21 protein-coding genes are annotated in these 25,935 nt (G+C 37.7%); 12 read left to right on the forward strand and 9 right to left on the reverse strand.

The window, feature by feature from the left end; translation table 11 throughout:
* Positions 1–219: 219 nt before the first annotated feature.
* Genes BBROOKSOX_RS03170 through BBROOKSOX_RS03185 form a run of 4 tightly spaced genes read right to left on the reverse strand, consistent with a single transcriptional unit; the run spans position 220 to position 5,797 of the window.
* A complete protein-coding gene (locus tag BBROOKSOX_RS03170) occupies positions 220–1,668 on the reverse strand; it encodes a TrkH family potassium uptake protein (protein WP_139659726.1) in 1,449 nt (482 codons plus the stop codon).
* Positions 1,669–1,688: 20 nt separating this feature from the next.
* Entirely contained in the window at positions 1,689–3,062 is a 1,374-nt protein-coding gene (gene trkA / locus BBROOKSOX_RS03175; RefSeq protein WP_139659743.1) for a Trk system potassium transporter TrkA, read from the reverse strand.
* A 6-nt stretch (positions 3,063–3,068) separates the two neighbouring features.
* Positions 3,069–3,629, reverse strand: coding sequence for a response regulator (locus BBROOKSOX_RS03180; RefSeq protein WP_139659727.1), 561 nt, complete (start codon positions 3,627–3,629; stop codon positions 3,069–3,071).
* Positions 3,626–5,797 (reverse strand): sensor histidine kinase, encoded by a 2,172-nt coding sequence (locus BBROOKSOX_RS03185; protein WP_139659728.1) that lies wholly within the window; start codon positions 5,795–5,797, stop codon positions 3,626–3,628. The genes BBROOKSOX_RS03180 and BBROOKSOX_RS03185 overlap by 4 nt, the downstream gene beginning before the upstream one ends.
* A 76-nt stretch (positions 5,798–5,873) precedes the next feature.
* Between BBROOKSOX_RS03185 and BBROOKSOX_RS03190 the strand changes: the two genes are divergently transcribed.
* The 8 genes from BBROOKSOX_RS03190 to BBROOKSOX_RS03225 all read left to right on the forward strand — a co-directional run bounded on the left by BBROOKSOX_RS03190 (position 5,874) and on the right by BBROOKSOX_RS03225 (position 14,228).
* Complete coding sequence (locus tag BBROOKSOX_RS03190; RefSeq protein ID WP_139659729.1) at positions 5,874–6,935, forward strand: ribonuclease D; 1,062 nt, start codon at positions 5,874–5,876, stop codon at positions 6,933–6,935.
* On the forward strand, positions 6,925–7,455 hold the full coding sequence (gene ppa, locus BBROOKSOX_RS03195) for an inorganic diphosphatase (protein ID WP_139659730.1): 531 nt from the start codon (positions 6,925–6,927) through the stop codon (positions 7,453–7,455). Before BBROOKSOX_RS03190 ends, ppa begins: the two co-directional genes overlap by 11 nt.
* On the forward strand, positions 7,388–8,011 hold the full coding sequence (gene rsmD / locus BBROOKSOX_RS03200; protein WP_139659731.1) for a 16S rRNA (guanine(966)-N(2))-methyltransferase RsmD: 624 nt from the start codon (positions 7,388–7,390) through the stop codon (positions 8,009–8,011). The genes ppa and rsmD overlap by 68 nt, the downstream gene beginning before the upstream one ends.
* Positions 8,012–8,013: 2 nt before the next feature.
* Positions 8,014–8,490: a pantetheine-phosphate adenylyltransferase gene (gene coaD / locus BBROOKSOX_RS03205; protein ID WP_139659732.1), complete on the forward strand. Its 477-nt coding sequence runs from the start codon at positions 8,014–8,016 to the stop codon at positions 8,488–8,490.
* 71 nt (positions 8,491–8,561) lie between these two features.
* On the forward strand, positions 8,562–10,493 hold the full coding sequence (gene dnaK, locus BBROOKSOX_RS03210) for a molecular chaperone DnaK (protein WP_139659733.1): 1,932 nt from the start codon (positions 8,562–8,564) through the stop codon (positions 10,491–10,493).
* A 70-nt stretch (positions 10,494–10,563) separates the two neighbouring features.
* Positions 10,564–11,676 carry a molecular chaperone DnaJ gene (gene dnaJ, locus BBROOKSOX_RS03215; protein WP_139659734.1) on the forward strand — a complete coding sequence of 371 codons (1,113 nt, stop codon included), beginning with the start codon at positions 10,564–10,566 and terminating at the stop codon, positions 11,674–11,676.
* Between the two features lie 14 nt (positions 11,677–11,690).
* Positions 11,691–12,971 (forward strand): phosphopyruvate hydratase, encoded by a 1,281-nt coding sequence (eno, locus tag BBROOKSOX_RS03220; protein WP_139659735.1) that lies wholly within the window; start codon positions 11,691–11,693, stop codon positions 12,969–12,971.
* Between the two features lie 9 nt (positions 12,972–12,980).
* Complete coding sequence (locus BBROOKSOX_RS03225) at positions 12,981–14,228, forward strand: HlyC/CorC family transporter (protein WP_139659736.1); 1,248 nt, start codon at positions 12,981–12,983, stop codon at positions 14,226–14,228.
* Here BBROOKSOX_RS03225 and asd read toward each other — a convergent pair.
* Positions 14,220–15,032, reverse strand: a complete 813-nt coding sequence (gene asd / locus BBROOKSOX_RS03230; protein ID WP_257607746.1) for an archaetidylserine decarboxylase — start codon at positions 15,030–15,032, stop codon at positions 14,220–14,222. The two genes, BBROOKSOX_RS03225 and asd, sit on opposite strands and share 9 nt — an antisense overlap.
* Positions 15,029–16,711 (reverse strand): proline--tRNA ligase, encoded by a 1,683-nt coding sequence (locus tag BBROOKSOX_RS03235; protein WP_139659737.1) that lies wholly within the window; start codon positions 16,709–16,711, stop codon positions 15,029–15,031. The genes asd and BBROOKSOX_RS03235 overlap by 4 nt, the downstream gene beginning before the upstream one ends.
* 35 nt (positions 16,712–16,746) lie before the next feature.
* Here BBROOKSOX_RS03235 and BBROOKSOX_RS03240 point away from each other — a divergent pair, with 35 nt between their 5' ends.
* Positions 16,747–17,379, forward strand: a complete 633-nt coding sequence (locus tag BBROOKSOX_RS03240; protein WP_139659738.1) for a site-2 protease family protein — start codon at positions 16,747–16,749, stop codon at positions 17,377–17,379.
* A 20-nt stretch (positions 17,380–17,399) separates the two neighbouring features.
* Positions 17,400–18,392, forward strand: coding sequence for a hypothetical protein (locus BBROOKSOX_RS03245; RefSeq protein WP_139659739.1), 993 nt, complete (start codon positions 17,400–17,402; stop codon positions 18,390–18,392).
* A 2-nt stretch (positions 18,393–18,394) separates the two neighbouring features.
* On the opposite strand, the gene BBROOKSOX_RS03250 is transcribed toward BBROOKSOX_RS03245, so the two are convergent.
* From BBROOKSOX_RS03250 to BBROOKSOX_RS03260, 3 genes are all read right to left on the reverse strand, one after another.
* Positions 18,395–19,831, reverse strand: coding sequence for a protein adenylyltransferase SelO (locus BBROOKSOX_RS03250; RefSeq protein ID WP_257607747.1), 1,437 nt, complete (start codon positions 19,829–19,831; stop codon positions 18,395–18,397).
* A complete protein-coding gene (gene gatB, locus BBROOKSOX_RS03255) occupies positions 19,800–21,233 on the reverse strand; it encodes an Asp-tRNA(Asn)/Glu-tRNA(Gln) amidotransferase subunit GatB (RefSeq protein WP_139659740.1) in 1,434 nt (477 codons plus the stop codon). Before gatB ends, BBROOKSOX_RS03250 begins: the two co-directional genes overlap by 32 nt.
* A 541-nt stretch (positions 21,234–21,774) precedes the next feature.
* Complete coding sequence (locus BBROOKSOX_RS03260) at positions 21,775–23,406, reverse strand: sphingomyelin phosphodiesterase (protein WP_218973695.1); 1,632 nt, start codon at positions 23,404–23,406, stop codon at positions 21,775–21,777.
* 742 nt (positions 23,407–24,148) lie between these two features.
* Here BBROOKSOX_RS03260 and BBROOKSOX_RS03265 point away from each other — a divergent pair.
* Together BBROOKSOX_RS03265 and BBROOKSOX_RS03270 are read left to right on the forward strand one after the other, a co-directional pair.
* Positions 24,149–24,397 carry a hypothetical protein gene (locus tag BBROOKSOX_RS03265; RefSeq protein WP_180323830.1) on the forward strand — a complete coding sequence of 83 codons (249 nt, stop codon included), beginning with the start codon at positions 24,149–24,151 and terminating at the stop codon, positions 24,395–24,397.
* Between the two features lie 153 nt (positions 24,398–24,550).
* A complete protein-coding gene (locus BBROOKSOX_RS03270; protein ID WP_139659742.1) occupies positions 24,551–25,291 on the forward strand; it encodes a hypothetical protein in 741 nt (246 codons plus the stop codon).
* Positions 25,292–25,935: the final 644 nt, after the last annotated feature.

The following is a 25,935-nucleotide window of genomic DNA, read 5'->3' on the forward strand; positions in this document are numbered from 1 at the left end:
ACCCACTTTTCACCCACTTGGCGATTTTTTAAACCCAGCCTTAGCCCTGCTAGGACAAGGTTTAAAGAAATCACCAATTGGGCAAAAATTGGATTTTGCTAATCATCCCTATTTATGCAAAGGTCTCTAGTAAATGATGCCAACGGCATTTTGCTTTTTTTAGGAATAAAAGTTGCACTTAGAATTTGGATGAGTGAGTCTATAAAGTTTTTTACAAATTTAGAAACGCCAAAAAGCTTTGTGCAAAAGTGCCATCAAAGTTAAGATTTCTAAACGACCGAGAAGCATGGAAAAACTTAAAATCCATTTGGCGCTGTCGCTGACACTGCTATAGTTGGCAGCAACTTCGCCCAAAGCTGGACCTAAATTATTAATACTAGCAACAGTCGCTGAGAAACTACTGACTTGATCAAGCCCTGTGAACATTAGGGCAACCATAATAAAAATAAAGGCAATAACATATAAGGAAAAAAAGCCCCAGACTGATACCAAGGTGTTTTCTGCAACACTGCGTTTATTAAGTTTGATATTAATTTGAGCATTAGGATGAATGAATTTTTTGATTTCTTTGGCAGCAAGTTTAAACATTAATAGCACTCGCACGACTTTGATACCACCACCCGTTGACCCAGCACACGCACCCACAAAACTAGAGAAAATTAATAACACGGGTAGCATAAATACCCACATTGAAAAATTAGTGGAAGCAAAACCTGTGGTGGTTGCCATAGAAACGCTTTGAAAAATACCGTATCTAAACGCCTCAAAGATACTTTGGTATTGCCCCATGTTGATTAAATAAAGCGAAACCATCACCGTTAAAAAACTTAAAAATATGACATAGGTTTTAAATTCTGAATCATGATAATAATGATTAATATGGTTTTGTCGCCAAACAAAAAAATGTAATGAAAAATTAATACCTGCTAAAAACATAAACACAACAGCAACAGATTCAACAGCAACAGAGTCAAAATAGCCAATAGAAGCATCATGTGTGGAGAAACCGCCAATTGCAACGGTGGCATAACTGTGCCCAATAGCATCAAAAACACTCATCCCTACTAAGTAATAACCCAATGCACAAGCAAGGGTAAAACCGATATAAATCAGCCATAAAACTTTGGCAGTTTGGGTCAGTTTTGGCGTCAATCTATCTTTAGAAATACCACTAGATTCAGCGTGATAAAGCTCCACACCACTCACGCCTAACATTGGCAAAATCGCTAGTGCTAAGACAATAATACCCATACCACCGAGCCATTGTAATTGCTGACGGTAGTACAAAATTGCCTTCGGCAGATCATCCAATCCAGAAATAACAGTAGCGCCTGTCGTGCTAAGACCCGACATTGACTCAAAAAACGCATCACTAAAAGACATTTGTAAAGCATCTGAGAGTAAAAATGGAATGGTGGCAAACAACGAAAGCACAAACCAAAAACTTACCACGACTAAAATACCTTCACGAATTCTAAATTTCTCTTTGGTATTTTTAAATTTTAACCACAATAATAACCCGCTGCCTAATGTGAGCAATAATGCTATCAAAAAGTCAAGGTATTGCTGCTCGGCATAAATCAAATCAACCAATATTGGTGGTAGCTGTGTCAAGCTAAAAAGCATCAACAGCACGCCGATAGTTTTAAATACGATACTAAATTGCATAAAAATTAGTGGTTAATAAGTTAATCAAAGTATCCTTCAAATAATTCTTCCATTTGATGAATTTTGCTAACATCGCTCAGCACTAAAAGCACATGGTCGTTTTCTTCAATCATTAATGTTCTTGACGCCATTATGGCTTCATCGCCACGAACAATTGAAGCAACCACAACGCTATCAGGAAGTCCTATTTCTTCAATAGTTTTACCCACCACATCAGAGTGGTGTTGGTCGCCATGAACAATGACTTCAATGGCTTCCGCCTTTCCCTGTCGTAAAGAGTGTGCCATCATGGTGTCGCCCTTGCGAATATGCGCCAAAATACCGCTGGTAGTAATTTGATCGGGGGATACAACCATATCCACATCGTCACTTTGCGTGGCTAAATCTTTATATACATTGCGTTTAACCAAGGCGACGGTTTTGTGTGCACCGAGGCGTTTTGCCAAAATTGAGACAATCACATTTATCTCATCAGAATCAGTGAGTGCTAGAAATAAGTCGGTGCTTTCGATGCCTTCTTCTGTTAATAAATCTTGGTCAGAGGCATTACCATGCAAAATAAGGGTATTTTCTAACTCATCGGCAATTTTTTTAACGCGTTGTTTGTTGAGCTCAATAAGGCGAACATGGTGGTTTTTTTCTAAAAATTTGGCTAAACTAAGTCCAATTAAACCGCCGCCGGCAATGATGATATTTTTATAAGGTCGGTCTAGACGCCTAAATTCTTTCAGCACTTGAGAAATACTTTCTTTTTTGGTTACAAAATACACCCTATCGCCATCTTTAATCACGGTGTCACCATAAGCAGGAATCGCTTGACCATTGCGGTAAACAATAACAATACGCATCTGTGTTTTGGGTAAATGTTCGTGTAGCTCCTTAATAGGTCGTCCAACAATAGGCGTGCCTGCATGAGCTTTGGTTTCTACTAATTGCATTAATCCATTGTCAAATTCAAAGATTTGTTCAGCACCCGGTTGTTCAATCATGCGTTTAATAAAATTAGTGACTAAAACTTCTGGGGTGATCACAAAGTCAATTGGAATAGCCCAATTGGAGAATAATTTATCATGGTATAGATACTCAGCGGTGCGAATACGGGCGATTTTTTTGTCCACATTGTAAAGTGTGTGTGCCATCTGACAAGCCAACATATTGCCTTCATCAGATTTGGTAACGGCAATCACCATATCCATGGTTCTAATTTCTGCTTGCTCTAAAATATTTGGATAGGAAGCTTGCCCACAAATGGTTTTGACATCTAAATGACGGGCAATATCGGCTAAATTAGTTGCGTCTTTATCCACAATAGTGATTTCATTTTCAGTGTCTTTACTGAGATGGCGAGCGAGTGATGCGCCAACTTGCCCTGCACCCAAGATTAGAATTTTCATCATATATTATTTTTTATCAATGCCTAAATCTTTTAACTTACGATACAATGTGGTTCTCTCCAATCCAGCTAACTCTGCCACTTTGGCAATGTTGTGGTTATTCTGAGCCAGATGATAGTCAAAATACTGCGCCTCAAAAATATTTCTAACAACTTTAAGTGGCAAGTCAAAATTAATACCATTAATTTTTTGCTCATCATCATTGATATTTTCAGATAAAAGTTTGCGTACCAACGGCAAGATATCATGCAATGGTTTTTTTAGAAAATCAACCGCACCCAACTTAATGGCTTTAACCACATCTTGATGCCCTGCATGACCAGACATCATCACTACCGGCATAGAAAAACCTGCACTCATCCATTCTTCCAACAGTGACATACCATCTTGTCCAGGCATCCACACATCCATCATAATCAAATCGAAAGTTTGGTTTTTTACGATGATTTTTGCCTGCTGAGCATCGGCTGCCAAAACCACATTATAGTTAACATCTTCCAAGGTATCTTTCATCGCCTCAGCAATGATTTTTTCATCGTCAATAATCAAAATATTGCCAATTATCATACGCTCTCCTTTTTGTATTCAAATTCAATGATGACCATTGCCCCGTGCGGTTTAACATTGCTAGCAAAAATACGCCCATCATGTTGTTCAATAATATTTTGCACAATTGCCATACCCAGCCCACTGCCTTTTTCTTTAGTCGTTACATAAGGCTCAAACACCGACTCAAGCACCGACTCATCAAAACCATCACCATTGTCCTTAATACTTAAACGCACTATACTCTTATCTTTCAAATATTGGGTGGCAATGTTAATGGTTAAATCACGCCCTTTATTCATCGATTCAGTGGAATTTTTAACCAAGTTAATTAACACCCTAGAAATACTATTAACATCTAAGAGTAATTCTGGCACATTGCCTGACAAATCAAACTCAATATTGATATTTTTTTGTGCATCGTACAAAGCAATTGTCTGATTAATCAATGCATTTAAATCCAGTAATTTTCTCTCAACTTGTGGTGTGTTGGCGTAATCAGAAAAGGCACTAACCATCGCATCTATGGACTTCACTTGATCAATAATAACGCCAGTAGTTTTATCCATAATTTCTGAATCCTTGCCTTTAAGTTTTTCTAAAAATTTATTTCTTAAGCGTTGCGCTGATAATAAAATAGGGGTGAGTGGGTTTTTAATCTCATGTGCCATACGTATGGCTACTTCACCCCAAGCGGCTTTTTTCTGTGCACGATGTAGTTTAGAAATGTCCTTAATAATAATAACATAACCCAAAGTTGTATCACTAACATCTAGTGCTGCACCTTGACAAGACAACAGGACACACTTGTTTGGTAAAGTTACCTCAATCTCTGCACTCCATTCACTGCCCTCTTGGTTAAATCTGTCTTGAATGATAAAAAATAATGGCTCAAGATGACTATTTTTCTTAATAATACTATCGTACAACTGACCCACAAATTGCTGCTCATTTTCAATATCCAATATTTTGCTGATGATAGAATTAATGAACTGAATTTTTTTATCCTGGTCTAGACCAATCACACCAAAAGAATATCTTAAAATGGTTTCTAAATACAAATTATGTGTGCTTAATCCTTGGCGTGATTGCTGAATTTGCTTAGACATTTCATTAAATTGCTCAATCAGGCGACGCATATCTTTGTTTTTTTCCTGATTGTGAACCATGACACCATAATTACCTTTGGCAATTTCTTTAGTGGCAAGTGAGAGATTATGCATTGGACGCATCAATTGGTCAATCATTCTAAATACAATGAGTAGCACGCTCAAAACTGTTAGCAAAATGGTCGATGAAAAATCTAATAAAAAGCGTTTTTGCGTGAGTGAAGTATTGACATCAAAGGTAATACTACTAGCAAAATTATAAAAACTTTTGACTTCACCTAAAAAACGCAATAGATGCGGATCTGTTGCATATACAGCCGTCAAATCCAAGATTTTTTTATCCGCATTTTTGCCTAAATAATGACTAGACATTTGCACCTGAAACAACTTTAAATTTTCATCTTCAGAAGCAACAAAACTCTGCTGAGACGATAACGCCTGATTGTCCTCAACAATACAAGTATCCCTTTGGCTTGTTTGTGCAATTATAGTGTCTTTTTCATTTTTTAACACCAATGAACAAGCGTATTTTTTATCAATCAAACCTTGAACAAAAGCCTGCATCTTAGTATCATAATTTTCTACATCTTGCTGGAAATTAGAATAACTTTGAATTTGTTGTAATAATACTTTAGTGAAGTCAATATAGCGATCATCTCGAACCACTTTCAAGCCTTGATATAGGTTATTTACTCGATTTAAAAACACTTTATTAAAATTGTTATAGGTATTCTCAGAGCGCTTAACATTATCCTGCACTGTCTGAAATGAAAACATATAAAAAGAAAAGACTGGCACAATAGCGAGTAAAGGGACAATTTTGATAAAAGTCCAAGTAAATCGTGTGCCAATGACATCGTTTTTGTTGTCCTTTTTAACCTTGGAAACAGCAAGAAATACATAAAAACCTGCAATAAAAATAACAACAACATTGTAAGATACCAGCACCCACCACCAATCTTTAATCAAGTTTGGATTAAGCCCCATATAGGACAACCCACCTATTGAAATTAAGAAAACAATTGGCCAAACCCATTTATTTGGCACTTCCTTAAGAGAGAAGTCTTGTTTAAAAATCATGGCTCATTTGTCGCATATATGTGCTAATTATCTCATAAAAATAGATACTAAGGCTAATTGTTGCTAAAATACAACAATGATACAAACACAGGCACAACTAAGCGATTTTTTACATAACATTGAAAATGAAACTGAGTTAGTCATTGACACAGAATTTAAACGCGTCAATACTTATTATCCACTGCTGTGTTTAGTACAAATTGCAACTAAGCGTGCTACAGATTGTATTGATGTTTTGGCAATTAAAAATCTACAACCTTTATTTAACAAACTTTATCAACAAAATTGTCTTTGGATTGTGCACAGCGCAAGACAAGATATTGAAGCACTGCATTGTCTTTCTGGGAGGCTACCCACGCAATTATTCGACACCCAAATCGCACTTGATTTATTAAAAGACTTGCGCCCTGAAGCATGCAATCCTAGCGCACAAATATCTTATCAAAGTTTGACTGAAATTTTGCAAGGTGTGCGCTTGGAAAAAGCCTACACCCGACTTGACTGGACTACACGCCCGCTACCCGATGGGGCAATAGAGTATGCGCTGGATGATGTGCGTTATTTAATTAAAAATTACCATCAACTTAAAATACGCTTAGAAAATGAGCAAAAACTAGAATGGCTAATGGAAGAAGGTCAATCTCTGCTTGATGTTAATTTGTATGAAGTTGATATCACACAAGCATGGAAGCGCGTTAAGGGAATTTCGCGTTTACCTAAAAAATTGCACAATATTGGCGCACAACTCTGTGCCTGGAGAGAGCATACAGCAATTGATAAAAACAAACCTAGAAAATGGATATTGGCTGATGATGACTTAATCAATATTGCAATGGGAAAGGATAATTTTAACGCTAAAAAACAACAATCATTTGAAAGTTTCTTAACGCAGTATCCACAACGATCCGATATCAAGATTGATACTCAACACCATACACCGCCCACGCCAGCAGAAAAAGCACAAAGAGTTATTTTACAAAAAGTCATTCAAGAAAAAGCAAATCAGTATAATCTAACCGCAGAAGTCATTGCCACTAGCAAAATCTTGTTAAGATATATCCGTGGCAACCAATCGGTGAATTTTCTCAGTGGCTGGCGTTATCAAATACTAAAAGAGGAGTTAGAAAATGCAAAATAGTTTAAAGCCCGTATCAGCAGGCAATATACCCGATGAAGTCAATGTGATTATTGAAATACCTGCCCATTCATCACCAGTTAAATATGAAATTGACAAAGCAACAGGTGCGATGTTTGTTGATAGATTTATCTCCACCCCAATGTTTTATCCGTGCAATTACGGTTTTGTACCAGAAACCTTAGCTGATGATGGTGACCCTGCTGATGTATTAGTGATCACCCCTTATCCTTTGATTCACGATTCGGTGATTACGGTGCGCCCTATTGGCGTTTTAAGAATGACCGATGAGGCAGGCAGAGACTATAAAATTTTGGCAGTGCCAATCGATAAACTTTGTAAATCTTATCACGACATTAAAAGCATTGATGATGTAGATGCCACTCTTAAAGACCAAATTGAGCATTTTTTCACTTACTATAAAGACCTTGATGAGGGTAAATGGGTGAAAATTGATGGCTGGGGTGACGCTAAAGAAGCCAAAAAAGAGTTACAAGATTCTTTCAACGCCTATCAAAAATAACAACTTTACTATTATTGGTGGTGAGTATCGAAGTAGGAAATTTAGTTTTCCTGATGTTGATACTTTGCGTCCTAGTCCTAACAAAGTGCGTGAAACTTTGTTTAACTGGTTGCAATTTGAAACACAGGGTAGAACTTTTTTAGATCTTTTTTCTGGTAGCGGTGCATTGAGTTTTGAGGCACTTTCTCGTGGCGCAAAACAAGTAATCAGCATTGAGAAAGACACACAGGCTTTTTGTTTTCTTGAACACAATAAACACCTATTAAAAACAAACAATTTAACGCTTGTCAAACAAGATGCCTTTGTATTTTTGGATAAAAAACCCATCACACCCTTTGACTGTGTCTTATTAGACCCACCTTTTAATAAAAACTACTTACCAGAGGCATTAAAATTAATTGCAAAAAATGATTTCGTTGCTGATGGCGGCAAAATTTATATAGAATCTGAATTTAAAATAACATTGGATTTTTTAACAGTAAACTTGCCAAAAAAAGTCAAAATCAACAAACAAAAAAAATCTAGTACCGTACATTATTGCCTTATACAATTATAACTATGAAAAAAATTGCAATTTATCCCGGCTCTTTTGACCCAATCACTAACGGTCACATTGACTTAATAAAACGCGCTAGCAAATTATTTGATACCGTGATTATTGGCATTACGCAAAACAGCAAAAAACCCTCTTTTTTAACTATTGATGATAGATTAAAAGGTGCTAAAGATGCTTTGACGGATATTCATACTATCAAAGTGATGAGTTTCGATACTTTATTAGTGGACTTCGCTAAGACGCAAAATGCACAGATTATTTTGCGCGGATTGCGTGCGGTCAGTGATTTTGAATATGAGTTCCAACTCTCAGGTATGAACAAACATCTCAATCCCCATATTGAAACCTTATTTATGACCCCAGCAGAACAATATGCCAATATTTCTTCTTCCTTGGTTAGAGAAATTTTATCTCTTGGTGGTGATATTAGTAGTTTTGTACCCACTAATATTGAAGCCCTGTTAAAAGAAAAAATTTAATCCATTTTTTTACTTGACTAAATTTTTTATGCCCCTATATAGGGTCCATAACTATTTAAAAGGAGCAAAAAATGTCAAAAATTATCGGTATTGATTTAGGAACCACCAATTCATGTGTCGCTATTATGGATGGTGGCAATATAAAAATCATTGAAAATTCTGAAGGTGACCGCACCACCCCTTCTATTATTGCTTTTCCAAAAGATTCAGAGGAAGTTTTAGTAGGTCAAAGTGCCAAACGACAAGCGGTTACTAACCCTGAAAATACACTATATGCAATTAAACGCTTAATCGGTCGTCGTTTTGACGAAGAAGCGGTACAAAAAGATATTGATCTTGTGCCTTACAAAATTGTTAAAGCAGACAATGGTGATGCATGGGTTGAGGTGAATGGCAAAAAAATGGCAGCACCTGAGATTTCAGCAAAAGTTATCGAAAAGATGAAAAAAACAGCTGAAGATTATTTAGGCGAAAAAGTAACAGAAGCCGTTATTACGGTTCCTGCTTACTTTAACGACTCACAGAGACAAGCTACCAAAGATGCCGGCAAGATTGCAGGCTTGGATGTTAAGCGCATTATCAATGAGCCAACCGCAGCAGCATTAGCCTACGGTGTAGACAAATCTAAAGGCGACAAAACTGTTGCTGTCTATGACTTAGGGGGTGGTACATTTGATGTTTCCATTATTGAAATGGAAGACATTGATGGCGAAAAACACTTTGAAGTTTTATCAACCAATGGCGATACTTTCCTAGGGGGTGAAGATTTTGACCAGCGCATTATTAATTACTTGGTAGATGAATTTAAAAAAGAGCAAGGCGTTGATTTGAAAAACGACCCAATGGCACTACAACGCTTAAAAGAAGCAGCAGAAAAAGCCAAGATTGAGTTGTCTTCTTCTGAACAAACTGAAGTTAATCTTCCGTATGTTACCGCCGATGCCTCAGGTCCTAAGCACCTTAATATTAAATTGACCCGTGCTAAATTAGAATCTTTGGTTGAGGATTTAATCAAACGCTCAATCGACCCTTGTAAGATTGCACTAAAAGATGCAGATTTATCTGCCAAAGATATTGATGAAGTGATTATCGTTGGTGGTTCTACGCGTATGCCTAAAGTGCAAGAAGCAGTGAAAAAATTCTTTGGCAAAGAGCCGAAAAAAGATGTTAATCCTGATGAAGCCGTGGCAATGGGTGCTGCAGTGCAAGCAGGTGTGCTTGGTGGCGATGTTAAAGATGTTTTATTATTAGATGTAACACCATTATCGCTCGGTATTGAGACTATGGGTGGCGTGATGACTAAGTTGATTGAAAAAAATACAACCATTCCAACCAATGCATCACAAATCTTCTCAACCGCAGCAGACAACCAGTCAGCGGTAACAGTTCATGTTCTACAAGGTGAGCGTGAAATTGCAAGTGCAAATAAATCATTGGGTCAATTCAACCTTGAAGGTATTCCTAATGCACCTAAAGGTCAGCCACAAATTGAAGTTACTTTAGACATTGATTCTGATGGTATTTTGAATGTTTCTGCTAAGGATAAGAACTCTGGCAAAGAACAAAGTATTACCATTAAAGCGTCAAGTGGTTTAAGTGATGAAGAAGTTGAAAAGATGATTAAAGATGCTGAGGCAAATGCTGAGGAAGATAAGAAATTCCAAGCGTTAGTCACCACGCGTAATATGGCAGATTCAATTGTTCACTCAACCAAGCAACTCTTAGATGAGCACAAAGATGAGGTATCAGACGATGAAAAAACGGCCATTGAAGCAGCAATTACTGAGCTTGAAGAGGTGATGAAAACAGAGGATAAAGAAGCCATTGATGCTAAAGTACAAAGTCTTAGCGAAATAACGCAACCTTTGACTGCAAAAGTACAGGCAAAATCAGGTGCAGATGCGAGTGGCGATGGCTTTAGCGATGCGGCTAATGCCGGTGCACAAGATGCTGATGTGGTAGATGCTGACTTTGAGGAAATCAAGGACGACGATAAGAAATAAATCGTTTTATTTAAATTCACAAAAAAACCTTCTGTTAAAGAGGGTTTTTTGCTTTGCGGGAAATTAGACTATGTCAGAAAGAGATTATTATGAAGTATTAGGCGTTAACAAAGGTGATGATACAAAAATCATCAAAAAAGCGTATAAACGCTTAGCAATGAAACACCACCCCGATCGTAACAAAGACAACAAAGAAACTGCTGAGAAGACCTTCAAGGAAATACAAAAAGCTTATTCAGTTTTGTCTGATGAGCAAAAACGCCAAGCTTACGACCAGTTTGGTCATGCAGGTGTGAATGGTAATGCAGGTGATGGTGGTTTTGGTGGTGGTAATCCATTCGGTGGCGGCGGCGGTTTTGGTGATATTTTTGGTGATATTTTTGGTGGGGGTCGCCAAGCACAACAAAATAACCGTGGTGCAGATTTACGCTACGATTTAGAAATTGACTTAAAAGAAGCTGCCGAAGGTAAAACCGTCCAAATCCGCGTTCCTAAAGGCGAAAAATGCGATACTTGTCATGGTTCTGGTGCTAAACCGGGTACCAGTGCTAAAACTTGTGGTACTTGCCAAGGTGTGGGGCAAGTGCATATGCAACAAGGCCCTTTCCAAGTACAACAACCTTGCCCGCAATGTAGGGGTGCGGGGCAAGTGATTGATTCACCTTGTGACGATTGCCATGGCAAAGGTGTGGTTCGTAGACAAAAAACACTCTCGGCTAAAATTCCTGTAGGTGTTGATACTGGCAATCGTATTCGTCTCACCGGTGAAGGTGAAGCTGGCACTCATGGGGGTCCGAGTGGTGATTTATATATTGAAATTCATGTTAAACCACACAATATTTTTGAGCGTCACGGTAATGATTTGTATTGCGCTGTGCCCATTGATTTTGCTTCAGCGGCATTAGGTGGCAGTATCGAAGTACCAACACTCAATGGAAAATTAAAAATTAAAATTCCAGAAGGCACACAAACAGACAAGCAGTTCCGTTTAAAAGGCAAAGGTATCACTGGTTTGCAAGGTAGTGGCACAGGTGATTTGATTTGCCAAGTCAAAATTGAGACGCCTGTTAATCTTAATAAAAAACAAAAAGAATTGTTGCAAGAATTCTCAGACTCATGCGGAAAGAAACAACATCCTGAATCAGACTCCTTCTTTGGTAAAATGAAGTCCTTTTTGAAATAAGCAAAGGACACATAGTGAAAATCAAACACATCCAAGCTCGTGAAATTCTAGATTCTAGAGGCAACCCAACCATTGAAGCAGATATTATTCTTGACGATGGCACAATGGGTAGCGCGATGGTGCCATCAGGCGCTTCAACAGGTGTACGCGAAGCCTTAGAATTGCGTGATGGTGACAAATCTCGTTACCTTGGCAAAGGTGTTTTGAAAGCGGTGGCTTTTATCAACACTGAAATTACTCAGGCCTTAGTGGGTTTTGATATTGCAGATCTTGCCAAAATTGATGCAACAATGATTGCATTAGATGGCACCGAAACAAAATCTCGTTTGGGTGCTAATGCTATTTTGGCAGTATCATTAGCAGCGGCTCACGCGAATGCTAATAGACAAAACAAACCCCTGTATGACACGCTAGATTTAGGTGCTAAGTACAAACTACCCGTACCAATGATGAACATCATCAACGGTGGCGAGCACGCTAACAACAGTGTAGATATTCAAGAATTTATGATTATTCCTGCAGGTGCGCCGAGTTTCAAAGAAGCTTTGCGTTATGGTGCAGAAGTCTTTCACCATCTTAAATCTGTCTTAGAAGCTAAAGGACTTAATACTGCTGTTGGTGATGAAGGTGGTTTTGCACCTGACCTTGCTTCGAATGAAGATGCGATTAAAGTCATTTTAGAAGCCATTAAAAAAGCAGGCTACACCGCAGGCAAAGACATTTTTATTGGCATTGATGCAGCCAGTTCTGAATTCTATGAAAATGGCACTTACAATCTTGCTTCTGAAAATCGTTCGCTAACTTCACAAGAATTTACTGATTACTTAGCCAATTGGGTAGAAAACTATCCAATACTCTCTATCGAAGATGGCATGGACGAGGGCGACTGGGATGGTTGGGATTTACTCAGTAAGAAAATTGGTGATAAAGTACAACTGGTTGGCGATGATTTATTCGTTACTAACAGCAAGATTCTTGCCGAAGGCATTGATAAAAATATCGCTAATTCAATCTTGATAAAAGTTAATCAAATTGGCACATTGAGTGAAACTTTTGCTGCCATGGAAATGGCCAAAAAGGCTGGTTATACTTGTGTAATGTCACATCGATCTGGCGAAACTGAAGACACCACCATTGCAGATTTAGCGGTAGCAACAGGCTGTGGTCAGATTAAAACAGGTTCACTGTCGCGCTCTGATCGTTTGGCAAAATACAACCGTCTATTGCGCATTGAAGAAGAATTAGGTGCAAATGCAATCTATCCTGGACTTGCTGCTTTTAATCATTTGCGTTAAACTAGCTGCTTGGATTCACTCTCAACTCCTTGGTTAATCATAATCCTATTAGGGCTTATCTTAGCCTCTGCTTTTTTCTCATCGACTGAAACTTCAATGATGGCGATTAATCGCTATCGTCTCAAAGTACTGGCTAAAACCAACAAAAATGCCAAACGCACCGAGCGTTTATTAGAGAATTTAGACCATTTAATTGGCACAATTTTATTGGGCAATAATCTGGTTAATATTTTTGCTGCCAGTATTGCCACGATACTGGCAATTAAGCTTTGGGGGGAAGGATCGGTCATATTGGCATCATTGGCATTGACTTTTATTATTTTGGTTTTTGCAGAAACCACACCAAAAACCTTTGCTGCTAAAAATCCTGAAAAAGTTGCCCTTCCCGCTTCAATTGTCATTGACCTATTTATCAAATTATTCAAGCCTTTTGTTTGGATAATTGCACAAATTAGTCAAGTTATCCTTACTTCTTTAGGGGTAAAAACACAAAATGAAAACGCAAGCATTACCTCGGAAGAGCTTAGAATGGTGGTGAGTGACGCCAAACCAATTATTGCCTCAACCTATCAAAAAATGCTACTTAATATTATTGACTTAGAGCAAGTGAAAGTTGAAGATATTATGATCCCCAGAAATGAATTAATCAGTGTTGATATTAACAAACCCGATAAGCTTTTAAAGCAGTTGGAGCATATACAACATACCAGACTTCTCACTTACGATACATCAAGCGACAACATCACAGGTTTGCTACATATGCGTGATATTGTCAATTTATATGCCAAAGGTGACTTTAGTATTGAGAATGTCTTAACCTTGATTCGCACCCCTTATTTTGTGCCAGAAGGCACTTCTCTAGCACACCAATTGGCGCATTTTCAAACACAAAAAAGGCGCTTGGGATTGGTGGTTGATGAATACGGCGAAGTGCGTGGTGCGATTGTTGTTGAAGATATCTTGGAGGAAATTGTGGGTCAATTTACTTCCAATCAAAATGAAATTATTGATGAAATCGTTAAACAGGAGGACGGTAGTTATTTAGTCGACCCTAGAGTCAATATACGAGAGTTAAATTTATTGTTACAATTAAACCTATCTGTTACCAAGGCTAAAACTCTAAACGGCCTAATTTTAGAAACATTGCAAAGTATTCCTAAGCATGATGTCAGTCTAAAGATTGATAATGTCTTGATTGATATCGTGCAAATTTCTGAGCAAACCATTAAGCTGGTTAGATTAAAAAAACTAGATTAACGCCTGCCCCATCTTCACAACTGCGCCTGCTTTAAGGTTTAGCTTATCCTCTTTATTAGGCATGAGCATAATCACGGTTGAGCCCATATTAAAGCGCCCCATTTCTTCGCCCTTTTTGAGTCGAATATTCTGATTTTGATAATCAAAATGTTGTACTTTTTTAGTATAAGGTGGCGTGATTTGTCCCTGCCATACTGTTTGCATTGAACCAACAAAAATGGCGCCCACCAAAACAAACCCACAAATGCCAAACTCAGTTTCAAAATAACACACCACACGCTCATTGCGAGCAAACAAACCATCAACACTTTGCACAGTTTTTTGATTGACTGAGAATAAATCACCAGGAATATAATCCATGGCAATTAGTTTGCCATCATAGGGCATATGAATACGATGATAGTCTCTTGGTGAGAGGTAAATCGTGGCAAAAAATCCCTCGCTAAATTCACTTGCCTTCTCATTATTTGCCAACAACTGTGCAACGCTGTAATGATGATTTTTTGCTTGCACGATTTGTGCATCATTAATAGCACCAACTTGAGAAACAGCACCATCTACAGGACAAACAATTGAACACTTGGCAATCACTCTAGCACCAGATTTTAAACGACGAGTAAAGAAATCGTTAAAAGTCTTGTAGTCCTCTATTTTCTCACGCTGCGCCTCAGACAAATCTACTTGATAGGTTTTAACAAACCAGCGAGTAAAAGTATTTTTAAGCCAAGTATTTTCAATGCGTGCAAAACGAAACATCAACTTTGAAAGCCAATGCTGTGGTAATAAATATTGTAGCCAAATCATTTTAATTTTGATTGAATAAATGCCAGTGCGTTATCAAACTTCACTTCGATTTTTTCAGGGTTATTTCTAGCTTTATATTCAACATTACCGTTATCAGCATGCGTATCACTAAGCACCAATCGATGCGGAATACCTAAGAGCTCGCTATCGGCAAACATAATGCCAGCACGCTCTTTTCTGTCATCAAGCAACACTTCAATACCCGCATCTAAATATTGCTGGTATAAATTATCTGCTAAGTTTTTAACGCGAGTGGATTTGTTGTAGTTGATTGGCACAATCACCACGCAAAAAGGCGCAATACTTGCTGGAAAAATAATACCCCTCTCGTCATAATTTTGCTCAATTGCAGCTGCCACAACACGCGTTACGCCAATACCATAACAACCCATCATCATTGTCACTGCTTTGCCAGATTCGCCGATTACATTAGCGTTCATCGCTTTGGAGTATTTGTCACCCAATTGGAAAATATGCCCAACTTCAATACCGCGTTTAATCACTAACTTACCCTTACCATCGGGTGAAGCATCACCTGCAACAGCATTACGCAAATCAGCTGCCTTAAACTTAATACCATCCCACACGCAACCACTTAAATGATGGTCCCATTGATTTGCACCACAGACAAAATCCACCATCACTTCGGCTGAATAATCTACAATCAAATCAATGCTTAAATCTTTAACGCCAATAAAACCTTTTTTCAAATCAAGTGCACTAATCTCTTCATCACTAGCGAATTCAAAATCACCCAATAAGTTTTGGGCTTTGATTTCGTTCAACTCGTGGTCGCCACGAAGCGCTAACGCCTTGTAGCCATTCACTGTCTTAATAATTAATGTTTTTACACATTGTGCTTGCTCAACCCCTAAGAACTGTGCCACATCTTCAATACTGGTTATCTTCTTCGTTAATACTTGTTTTTCACTGGCACCGCTACTATTGATTTTTTCTTGTTTAGAGAAAGCTACTTTTTCAATATTAGCAGCATAATCAGACTCATCAGAAAAACAAATGGCATCTTCGCCGGACTCTGCCAACACATGAAACTCAATAGAACTCTCGCCGCCAATACTACCACTGTCTGCCAACACTGGACGATAATTAAGCCCAAGACGCTCAAATATTTGGCAATAAGTGGCGTGCATTTTTTCAAATTCTGCCTGCATACTGTCCTTATCCAAATGGAATGAATACGCATCTTTCATAATAAACTCGCGCGAACGCATCACCCCAAAACGAGGACGAATTTCATCACGAAACTTGGTTTGAATTTGATAAAAATTCATCGGCAGCTGCTTATAGCTATTAAGATATTGACTGGCGAGATTGGTAATCACCTCCTCGTGTGTTGGGCCTAGGCAGAACGCTCTATTATGCCTGTCATTAAAGCGTAATAATTCTGCACCGTATTCCTCCCAACGCCCTGATTCTTGCCACAACTCTGCAGGTTGCGTAACAGGCATTAGCACTTCTTGTGCACCTGAGTTGTTCATTTCTTCACGAATGATTTTCTCTACTTTTTGCAGTACCCTCAAACCCATCGGCAAATACGAATACAAGCCCGATGCGAGTTTAGAAATAAGCCCCGCACGAATCATGAGTTGATGCGAGATAATCTGTGCATCATTGGGTGCTTCTTTTTGTGTTGAGATAAGAATTTGACTGGTTTTCATTTATAATAGTCGAAACAAAAAATTTTATTTTACCTATGCCTGATTTTCAAACGCTTTTAATTTACACAATTCCTTTAATCTTTGCCATCACCGTGCATGAATTTGCTCACGGCTGGGTCGCCAATCAGTATGGCGATGCTACTGCTAAAATGCTTGGCAGACTGACTCTAAACCCCATCAAACACATTGACCCAATCGGTACAATCTTAGTGCCTGCTATCTTATATTTTACTGGGTCACCTTTTTTATTTGGCTGGGCAAAACCCGTTCCTATCAACTTTAACGCCCTTAAATCTCCAAAAAAAGATATGATTTTAGTTGCTCTTGCTGGACCTGTGTCTAATTTCATCATGGCATTGTTATGGCTACTGGTCATCCTCTTTGCACTCAACTTACAATCTCAACTTTTAATAGATATGGCATACTTTGGCATTGCTATCAACTTAATTTTGGGTGTGTTTAACTTACTCCCCCTCCCACCACTTGATGGGTCTCGTGTGGTGAGCGCACTATTGCCAAACCATTTGGCTTATGAATATAATAAATTGGAACGATATGGTTTATTCATTTTAGTGGGTTTGCTGTTTTTAGGTGTTTTTGAACGAGTGATTTTACCCATTGTACAAATATTAAATCACACTATGCTTAGCTTAGGTGGTTTAATTTAAATTGATTTAATAGGATTATTATGTACACAGAAGAAGATTTAAATAATGCTGTAAAACAAGCTATTTTCAACCAATCATCGGTTGACAATTTTAGACAATTTATTGCTACAAGCAAAAATACCAATCAAGTTGATGAGGAAAATTTCAAACTGATTGGTAGTTTTAATGATATTTTTGTTGTTATCGCTTGCTTGTTATTGCTATTTTCCTCAGGATGGATATTAAACACTATCCAAAATAACAGTGGTTATATTGTATTTCCAATCATTGCATGGGGTTTAAGTGAATTTTTTGTCCGTCAAAGAAAAATGTCATTGCCTGCCATTGTTTTATTAATTGCTTTTATTGGTGGTATATTCGGTCTGTATATGAATATATTATCATTCTCAGATAGCATCAACACAACCATTGCTGCCTCCTTATCAACATTGGGCGCCTATTTACATTGGTTACGCTTTAAAGTGCCAATTACAGTTGCCGCTGGAAGTGTTTCACTCATTGGTTTTTTAGTTGCACTCAGTATCTCTATTTTTCCTGAAACAACAGATTATTTACTACCAATTTTATTGATTTTTGGCATCATTACCTTTGTATTAGCTATGTTTTGGGATTATGCCGATATTCATAGAGTTACCTACAAATCTGATGTTGCTTTTTGGTTACATCTAGCGTCTGCCCCTTTAATTATTCACCCTATTTTTGGAATGCTTGGTGTGCTAGATGGTGGTGAGAGTATTAGCACCTTAATGATTGTGATTGCTTTGTATATCTTCATGAGTTTATTATCCATCGCTGTTGATAGGCGCGCTTTTATGGTTTCTTCTATGATGTATGTACTGTATGCAATTTCAAGTATCTTAGAGCCCTATGGAGACATCAGCTATAATTTTGCCCTAACAGGTGTATTAATCGGTGCCACACTGCTACTCTTATCGGCTTTCTGGCATCAAGCTAGAAGTGCTTTGTTAAATTTGTTGCCAAAATCAATCAACAAATATTTAGCCCGAGTGTAAGACTAAGAAGAGCAACTTACCTCTAAATTTTGCGCCCAATCTGGGGCTTTATTGGTATAAATTTCCAGATCTAGTTGCTCATCAAAAGGGTGACTGAGTAGATTAAATAGCGTGTCAATCTCACTATAATCCTTGTCATCTTCTGCTTTACGAATGGCAATCTCTGCCAAATAATTACGCAAAATATACTTAGGGCTTGCACCCTTCATCATCTCTATTCTATTTGGGTTATTTTCTTGTGCAATGCGTTTGTCGTACAACTTAATCCACGCATCAAAATCAGCGTCCTGTGCCAATTTATCCTTATTAGACAACTGTCTCAATGAATTGCTATAGTCTTTTTTATGTTGATACAGCACTTCAAAAAATTGAGAGATTAGCACATTATCTTGCTCGTCTTTTTGAGTGAAGCCGAATTTTTTTCGCATCAATGCTGAATAAGCCTTAACCAAATATGGTTGATAATTGTCTAAAACGGTTTTGGCTTGCTTGGCTTCTATCAAACTACTTAGACTATCCGCCAATCGAGATAAATTCCACAAACCAATCCCTGGCTGTTGATCAAAAGCATAGCGCCCTTCGTGGTCGGAATGATTGCAGATAAATTTAGGGTTGTAAGTCTCTAAAAACCCAAAAGGTCCATAATCAATCGTCAAGCCAAGAATAGACATATTGTCAGTATTCATAACCCCGTGTGCAAAACCTTGGGCTTGCCAATCGGCAAGCATTTTGGCGGTGCGTTTGACCACTTGATTGAAAAAATCAACATACTTTTGTGCACCTTGGCACTGCGGATAATAATGCTCAATCACAAAATCAGCCAATTTTTTAACCTCGGTTTTTTGCCCAAGGGCAGCAAACCACTCAAAATGACCAAAACGAATATGGCTAGGTGCGGTGCGCATCACAATTGCCCCCGTTTCAATGTTTTCCCGATAAACCTCGGTCTCACTTCCCACCAAAGTCAACGCCTCGGTGGTGGCAATATTCAGCCCTTGCATGGCAATGGAACAAAGATATTCGCGAATAGAGGAGCGCAGCACTGCTCGTCCATCTGCCCCTCTTGAATAAGGTGTTTTTCCTGCCCCTTTGAGTGAAAACTCGTGGCTGTGTATCTGCCCTTGTAAGGGAGGATTATGCGACATTTGCCCAATAAGACAACTGCGCCCATCGCCCAACTGCCCTGCAAAATGCCCAAATTGATGCCCTGCATAGACACTGGCAATTGGCGACACTCCTTGAAAAGACTGCTCACCTGAGGCAATTTTAAGCAAAGTTTGGCTGTCCCAATCTAAGTCAAGCTTGTTATAAAGTGCTTGGTTTTTATGAATTAAGAAAGGATTTTTTAACGCTTGACATTCAATTTCTGAAAAAAAATTCTCACCCAGCGTGGCAAAATCTAGGGGGCTATTGTCCAAGTTTTGACCTAAGTAATTCATTCAACAGTTTTGGATTTGCCTTGCCCTGCGTGGCTTTCATTGCTTGACCCACAAAGAAGCCTAAGATTTTTTCATTGCCCGATTTAAATTGTGCTACTTGCGGGGCGTTATTTTTAATAATCTCATCCACAATCTGCTCAATGGCGCCTGTGTCTGTCATTTGTTTAAGCCCTTTGGTGGCAATAATATCATCGGCACTGCCCTCACCATCCCACATGGCCTTGAATACATCTTTGGCAATTTTCCCTGAAATAGTGTCATCGCCAATACGCACAATCAATAGCGATAAATCTTGTGCTGATACAGGAGATTTTTCGATTTCTATTTGGTTTTTATTGAGCAAAGCACTCAATTCACCCATCACCCAATTGGCACATAATTTGGCATTTGATTCGTTCGCTTGAAGCATAATTTCAAAATAATCAGCCAACGATTTTTGCGAAGTGAGCACATCTGCATCATACTCACTGAGCCCCAATTCTTGAATAAATCGCGCCTTTTTTTCAAGCGGTAATTCTGGCAATTGTGCTTTAATGGTTGTCAATAATTCATCTGAAATTTCAACAGGTAATAAATCGGGATCTGGAAAATAGCGATAATCATTCGCCTCTTCTTTAGAACGCATAGAGCGGGTTTCGTGCTTTACCGAATCGTACAAGCGAGTTTCCTGTGCCACGGTACCCCCTTCTTCCAAAATATCTTGCTGTCGTTCCACCTCTAAATTAATGGCTTTTTCCAAAAATTTAAATGAATTAATATTCTTAAGTTCTGCCCGAGTGCCTAGCGCCTCCTGCCCCAGCGGACGAATAGACACATTGGCATCACAACGAAACGAGCCCTGTGCCATATTACCATCACAAATATCAATATACTGTACCAACGCATGAATTTTCTTAGCATACGCCACCGCCTCTTTAGCACTACGCATATCAGGATCAGACACAATTTCCAACAAAGGCGTACCTGCACGATTCAAATCAATTGCAGAATAATCATCAAACATATCATGCACCGATTTGCCCGCATCCTCCTCCAAATGTGCACGCGTAATGCCAATGGTTTTCACCTTGTCATCAATCCCAATGTCTATTTTCCCCTCGCCCACAATCGGTAAATCCAATTGTGAAATCTGATAGCCCTTCGGCAAATCAGGATAAAAATAATTCTTTCTATCAAACACATTGCGTTGATTAATATGTGCATCAACCGCCAAACCAAATGTAATCGCCTTATTCACTACCTCAACATTCAACACCGGCAACACCCCTGGCAAGCCCAAATCCACCGCACACGCCTGCGAATTTGGCTGTGCCCCAAACTGAGTCGCTGCCGCTGAAAATATCTTAGATTTTGTATTCAATTGAGCATGAATTTCTAGCCCGATAACTGTTTCCCATTCCATATTGTGTTCCTAATTAATGATTGATACGCGTTTAACTTTTCTACCCTAGGCACATTGCCAATCTTTAAAGTCTATTACCGACATTGTAGGTTTTTTGTTGGTTGATTAGATGGTGGTTATTTTACTGGATTGGTGTAATTTAGGTTGATTGATGCAAAGATCTCATTTTATAATTTCTTGCTGTAAAAATTTCTTTAATTGTCAGTATTTGCAAATCTGCATCGTTTAGTTGATTTTATTTGCTATCTACAGGTGAATTTTTTTTAGTCTTTTTAAAAAGATCTGCAACAGAATAGCTTCTCCTTTAATTTCCAGAAAATTACTAGAATCTTTACTGATAGCATTCAATAGGTTATTTATGTATAAACCCATTAATTTATCAGGACCTTTGTACAAAGGGAGGATTGACAAAATCCAATGTTTGCCTAAATTGGTGATTTCTTTAAGCCTTGTCCTGACAGGTTTATCCCCCTAAGGAAGGCGTCTTAGACAACTTGCAAGTGCAACACATTCTCAAACTTATTAGCTGTGCCTGACTTTTTTAATACTTAAATAATCCTTGAACCATAAAATGGTCGGATGTTTCCACATCCCCATAATGATAAAGCTTACCATCTAATGATCGTTGATACATAGCCGAATCATCTAGCGCGCGTATGGGTGTTATTTGTCTTTTAATTTGAGACGGCTGAACAAACCCCTTAATTGGAATAATGTAGTCATACATTCCTTGATCATGCTCACCAGGGGGGATCATTAAATTTAAATCTGAATCGTTGCTATATTTCGGCAATGCATAAATACTATTTTTCATATTACTGGTATTTAAATTTAACGCTTTCTCAAGGTATGGAAACTGATCTTGGTTATAATAATCTGTGTTTAAATCACCGATTAACATTAAGGGCTCGTTCCTAGGTATATTAAGTTGATGGCTGTTTACTATCAGTTTACCAATCAAATCAAATTCTTGCCTTCTAATCGCAATTGCCTGTGCATCATCTTGTGCTTGTGTGTGAGTCGCAATAAAATTATAATAAAATCCCTCTTTGTTTATTTTGAAATATAAGGCACCTTTATTACTCAGTGCATCAGCGTCAACCAGTGATTGGTGATCCTGATAATTTAAAAAGTGTTGCTTGGTAACTGGGTGCTTACTTAAAACAAGTAGTCCACTATTCAATGGCTTATCATGGGTATTCTGAGGTACTGGATCAATAGAATAAGGATAAGTTTTAAAGAAGTTTGCCTTCAACTCTCCTCGCAGATCTCTATCCCATGCTTCTTCAAACACAATCACATCCGCATTTCTAAAATTCTTTTGAGATGCCAAGTAATCCAATCGTGCCTTAGGTTTATTTAAATCTAATGCTACCGCTACATAGGGTGGAAATGCTTGAATATTGTAAGTTATTAATGAAATTTCCTTTGGGCCATTAGATGTAAAAACTTGAGGTTTTTTATCAATTGATAAATAAATACTATCAATTCCCTGTAGGCTTTCAATATGATCCTTTTGTACCGCTGCATATAGCGTATATTTTTCACCACCCTCGACAAAAGAGTAACTCCCTAGTCCACTTAGCAGCACTTTTTTATCGTCATTTTTATTATTCAACAAATTATAAGTCATGCCGTCAATAAACACATCAGCAGGCTTGGCATGAGAACCGTTTGTATCACAATGAGCAATAGAGTAACTCCCTGATCCATTTGGCAGTACTTTTTCATTGTCATTTTTATTATTCAACAAATTATAAGTCATGCCGTCAATAAACACATCAGCAGGCTTGGCATGAGAACCATTTGTGTCACAATGAGCAACGCGGTAACTCCCTGGTCCATTTGACAGTACTTTTTCATCGTCACTTTCATTACTCAACAAATTATGAGTCGTGCCGTCAATAAACACATCAATAGACTCGATATGAGAACCAATTGCATCACCATGAACAATAATTGAAAAGTAATTGCCTTGAGTGCCATTTGGGCTGGTGAAATAACTTTTTACAGTATAATCTCGACCATATTTAATTCCTTGATCGTAATTAACCTGCAAGATTGGATTGCGTTTAAATGCACGTAATTTGCCATTATTCATCGCTGAACATGCACTTGAGTCTAGGTCCACACAGGTGTTTTTTATATTTATGTCGTTTGGCGTGTTATTCATAAAATGAATATAATACTCGGCCAAAGCCTCATGTAATGGTAGCGCGCTTAATAACAAGCATAAAATAGTGTTTTTGATTTTTCTTTTCATAAGACAGTACTGGTTTTTTCCCTTTGGCATCAGTTTGGCTGATTAATTCATCTAAGGCACTATACAACCCATATCTGAGTCATTCATCTTGGTCTTGTTGCCCCTAATAAGGGACGCCTTAGACTCAAAATCCAAGTGCAACACTATTAATATTTTCAATTAAAACTTACCTCATTATATCTTGATGGGGTTTTAAAATCAAACCTTTTTTTAGATCAAGCATTAAATGACTGCGTGACATCATTCAAATCATTCTGTGTGCAATGAGATAAGTCTGTAGCTTTAGGTAAATACCAAGGCATTCAACCGTTGGCATTTTCATTAGAGCCTCATTGCTAGGGTGCATAAGGGTCTGCAAAGTATATATTCATCTTTAAGTTTTGTCTGACATCGTTATTGAGCGGATTTAATTTTAACCGTCCAACCTATTTTTTGACTTATGGGCAGTTGGGACAGTTAAAATACAATCTATTAAAAATACATCTTAAGAGATAATGCTTGAATTTTTGCCAGTTAAACAAGACCTTTGCATAAAGTAGGGGTGATTGACAAAATCCAATTTTTGCCCAATGGGTGATTTCTTTAAACCTTGTCCTAGCAGGGCTAAGGCTGGGTTTAAAAAATCGCCAAGTGGGTGAAAAGTGGGTTTCTGATGATTGTTCCTATTTATGCAAAGGTCTCAATATTTATTCATCATTCATCAAATTCAAAAATAAAAGAAAAAAATAAAGGGAGCTCTAATGCGCTACTGTACAATCAAATCGAGGATCGGGTTATTTATAAACAATGGTCGCTTACACAAATATCAGGCGTATTAAAACGGTATTATCCAAAACAAAAAGACAAACAGGTTAGCCATTTTTTAACTGAGAATATTAATAGTGTCGCACTTTCAAGTTGAGTCTAAGGCGTCCCTTATCCTTCCAGTCTCAGCCTCGCTAGGGCAAGATTTAAAGAAATCACCCATTGGGCAAAAATTGGATTTTGCCAATCATCCCTATTTATTCAAAAATTCGGTATATAATTGAGCGTTTAATAATAAAGGAGAAGTACAATGAAGAAAAGTGAAATGAGAGATTTAAATAAAGGATTGGACGACAAAAATTATGACACTAAGGTTAGTGTTACAAAGACTAACTATGATGGTGATGGTTTTTGTGGTGTTACCTCTAAAAATTACCCTGAGATTAATGATGTTAAGCCTTCAGTAAAGACTAACCTTGTTCCTAATTATGACATTGAGATTAATGCAAAGACTAACTATGATGGTGATGGTTTTTGTGGTTTTATCTCTAAAAATTACCCTGAGATTAATGATGTTAAGCCTTCAGTAAAGACTAACTTTGTTCCTAATTATGATGTTGAGGTTAATGCAAAGACTAACTATGATGGTGATGGTTTTTGTGGTTTTATCTCTAAAAATTACCCTGAGATTAATGATGCTGAACCTTTGGCGAAGGCTAACTATGATGGTGGTAGTTTGTTTGATGGTTTTATCCCTAATTATGACAATGACACCAATCCTTTAGCAAAGACTGGCTATGATGATGTTGGTAGTTTTGCTGCACCTATAGTTAGCCTAGAACTACTACTTGAGACTATACCAAAAGTTGATGCTAAACCAGAAGCTAAAAAGAACAATACCACTATTGATATTGCTGGGAAAGTTGGTTTTGATTTAAATGATGCATTTAATGGTACTTTAACAGAATGTAGACCTGATGCTAGTGATTTACCTAATATTGTTATGATTGATAATGCCGATACACCAATTACCGATTTCATCGTAATGTAGTTAACTGCTAATTTTTATACAACAGAACCCACTTAATTGTGGGTTTTTTTTAATGTGAGACCTTTGCATAAATCAACCTTTAGATTCAAAATCCAAGTGCAGCACTATTAACATTCTTAGTTAAAATTTGTCTCATCATATTTTGAGGGCACTGCATTAAACCCACTGCACATACTTGCGAATTTGGTCACGCCCCAAACTGAGTCGTTGCCGCTGAAAATATCTTAGATTTTGTATTTAATTGAGCGTGAATAACTGTTTCCCGCTACATATTTATCTGATTAAACACATTTTTTTCAAGATATTGATCTGATACGAGTTATAAGAATTCCAAAAACAATATAATCTTAAAGGCATCAGTAATTATCATACTTTACCCTATACAATTTCTTCCTCATAAGATATTACCTTATCCACAATAGAATTGAAACTTGTAAGATTTAAAACGCTATCAATTTTATTTTTTAGTAAATATAAAATTCTTATTCTGTCAAAAAATAAGCCGTCAAATATCTCACCTTGTTCCGCAAAACTTCTATTGGCATTACATTACCCCAAAACCTCTGACAACTTTTTAAAATTTCTTATATAGAACATCCTAAGAAGCCTTCGCTTTTTCTTGATTTAATTTTATACTTTCTTGG

The sequence above is a fragment of the bacterium endosymbiont of Bathymodiolus sp. 5 South genome (assembly GCF_900128535.1).
Classification (GTDB): Bacteria; Pseudomonadota; Gammaproteobacteria; order PS1; family Pseudothioglobaceae; genus Thiodubiliella.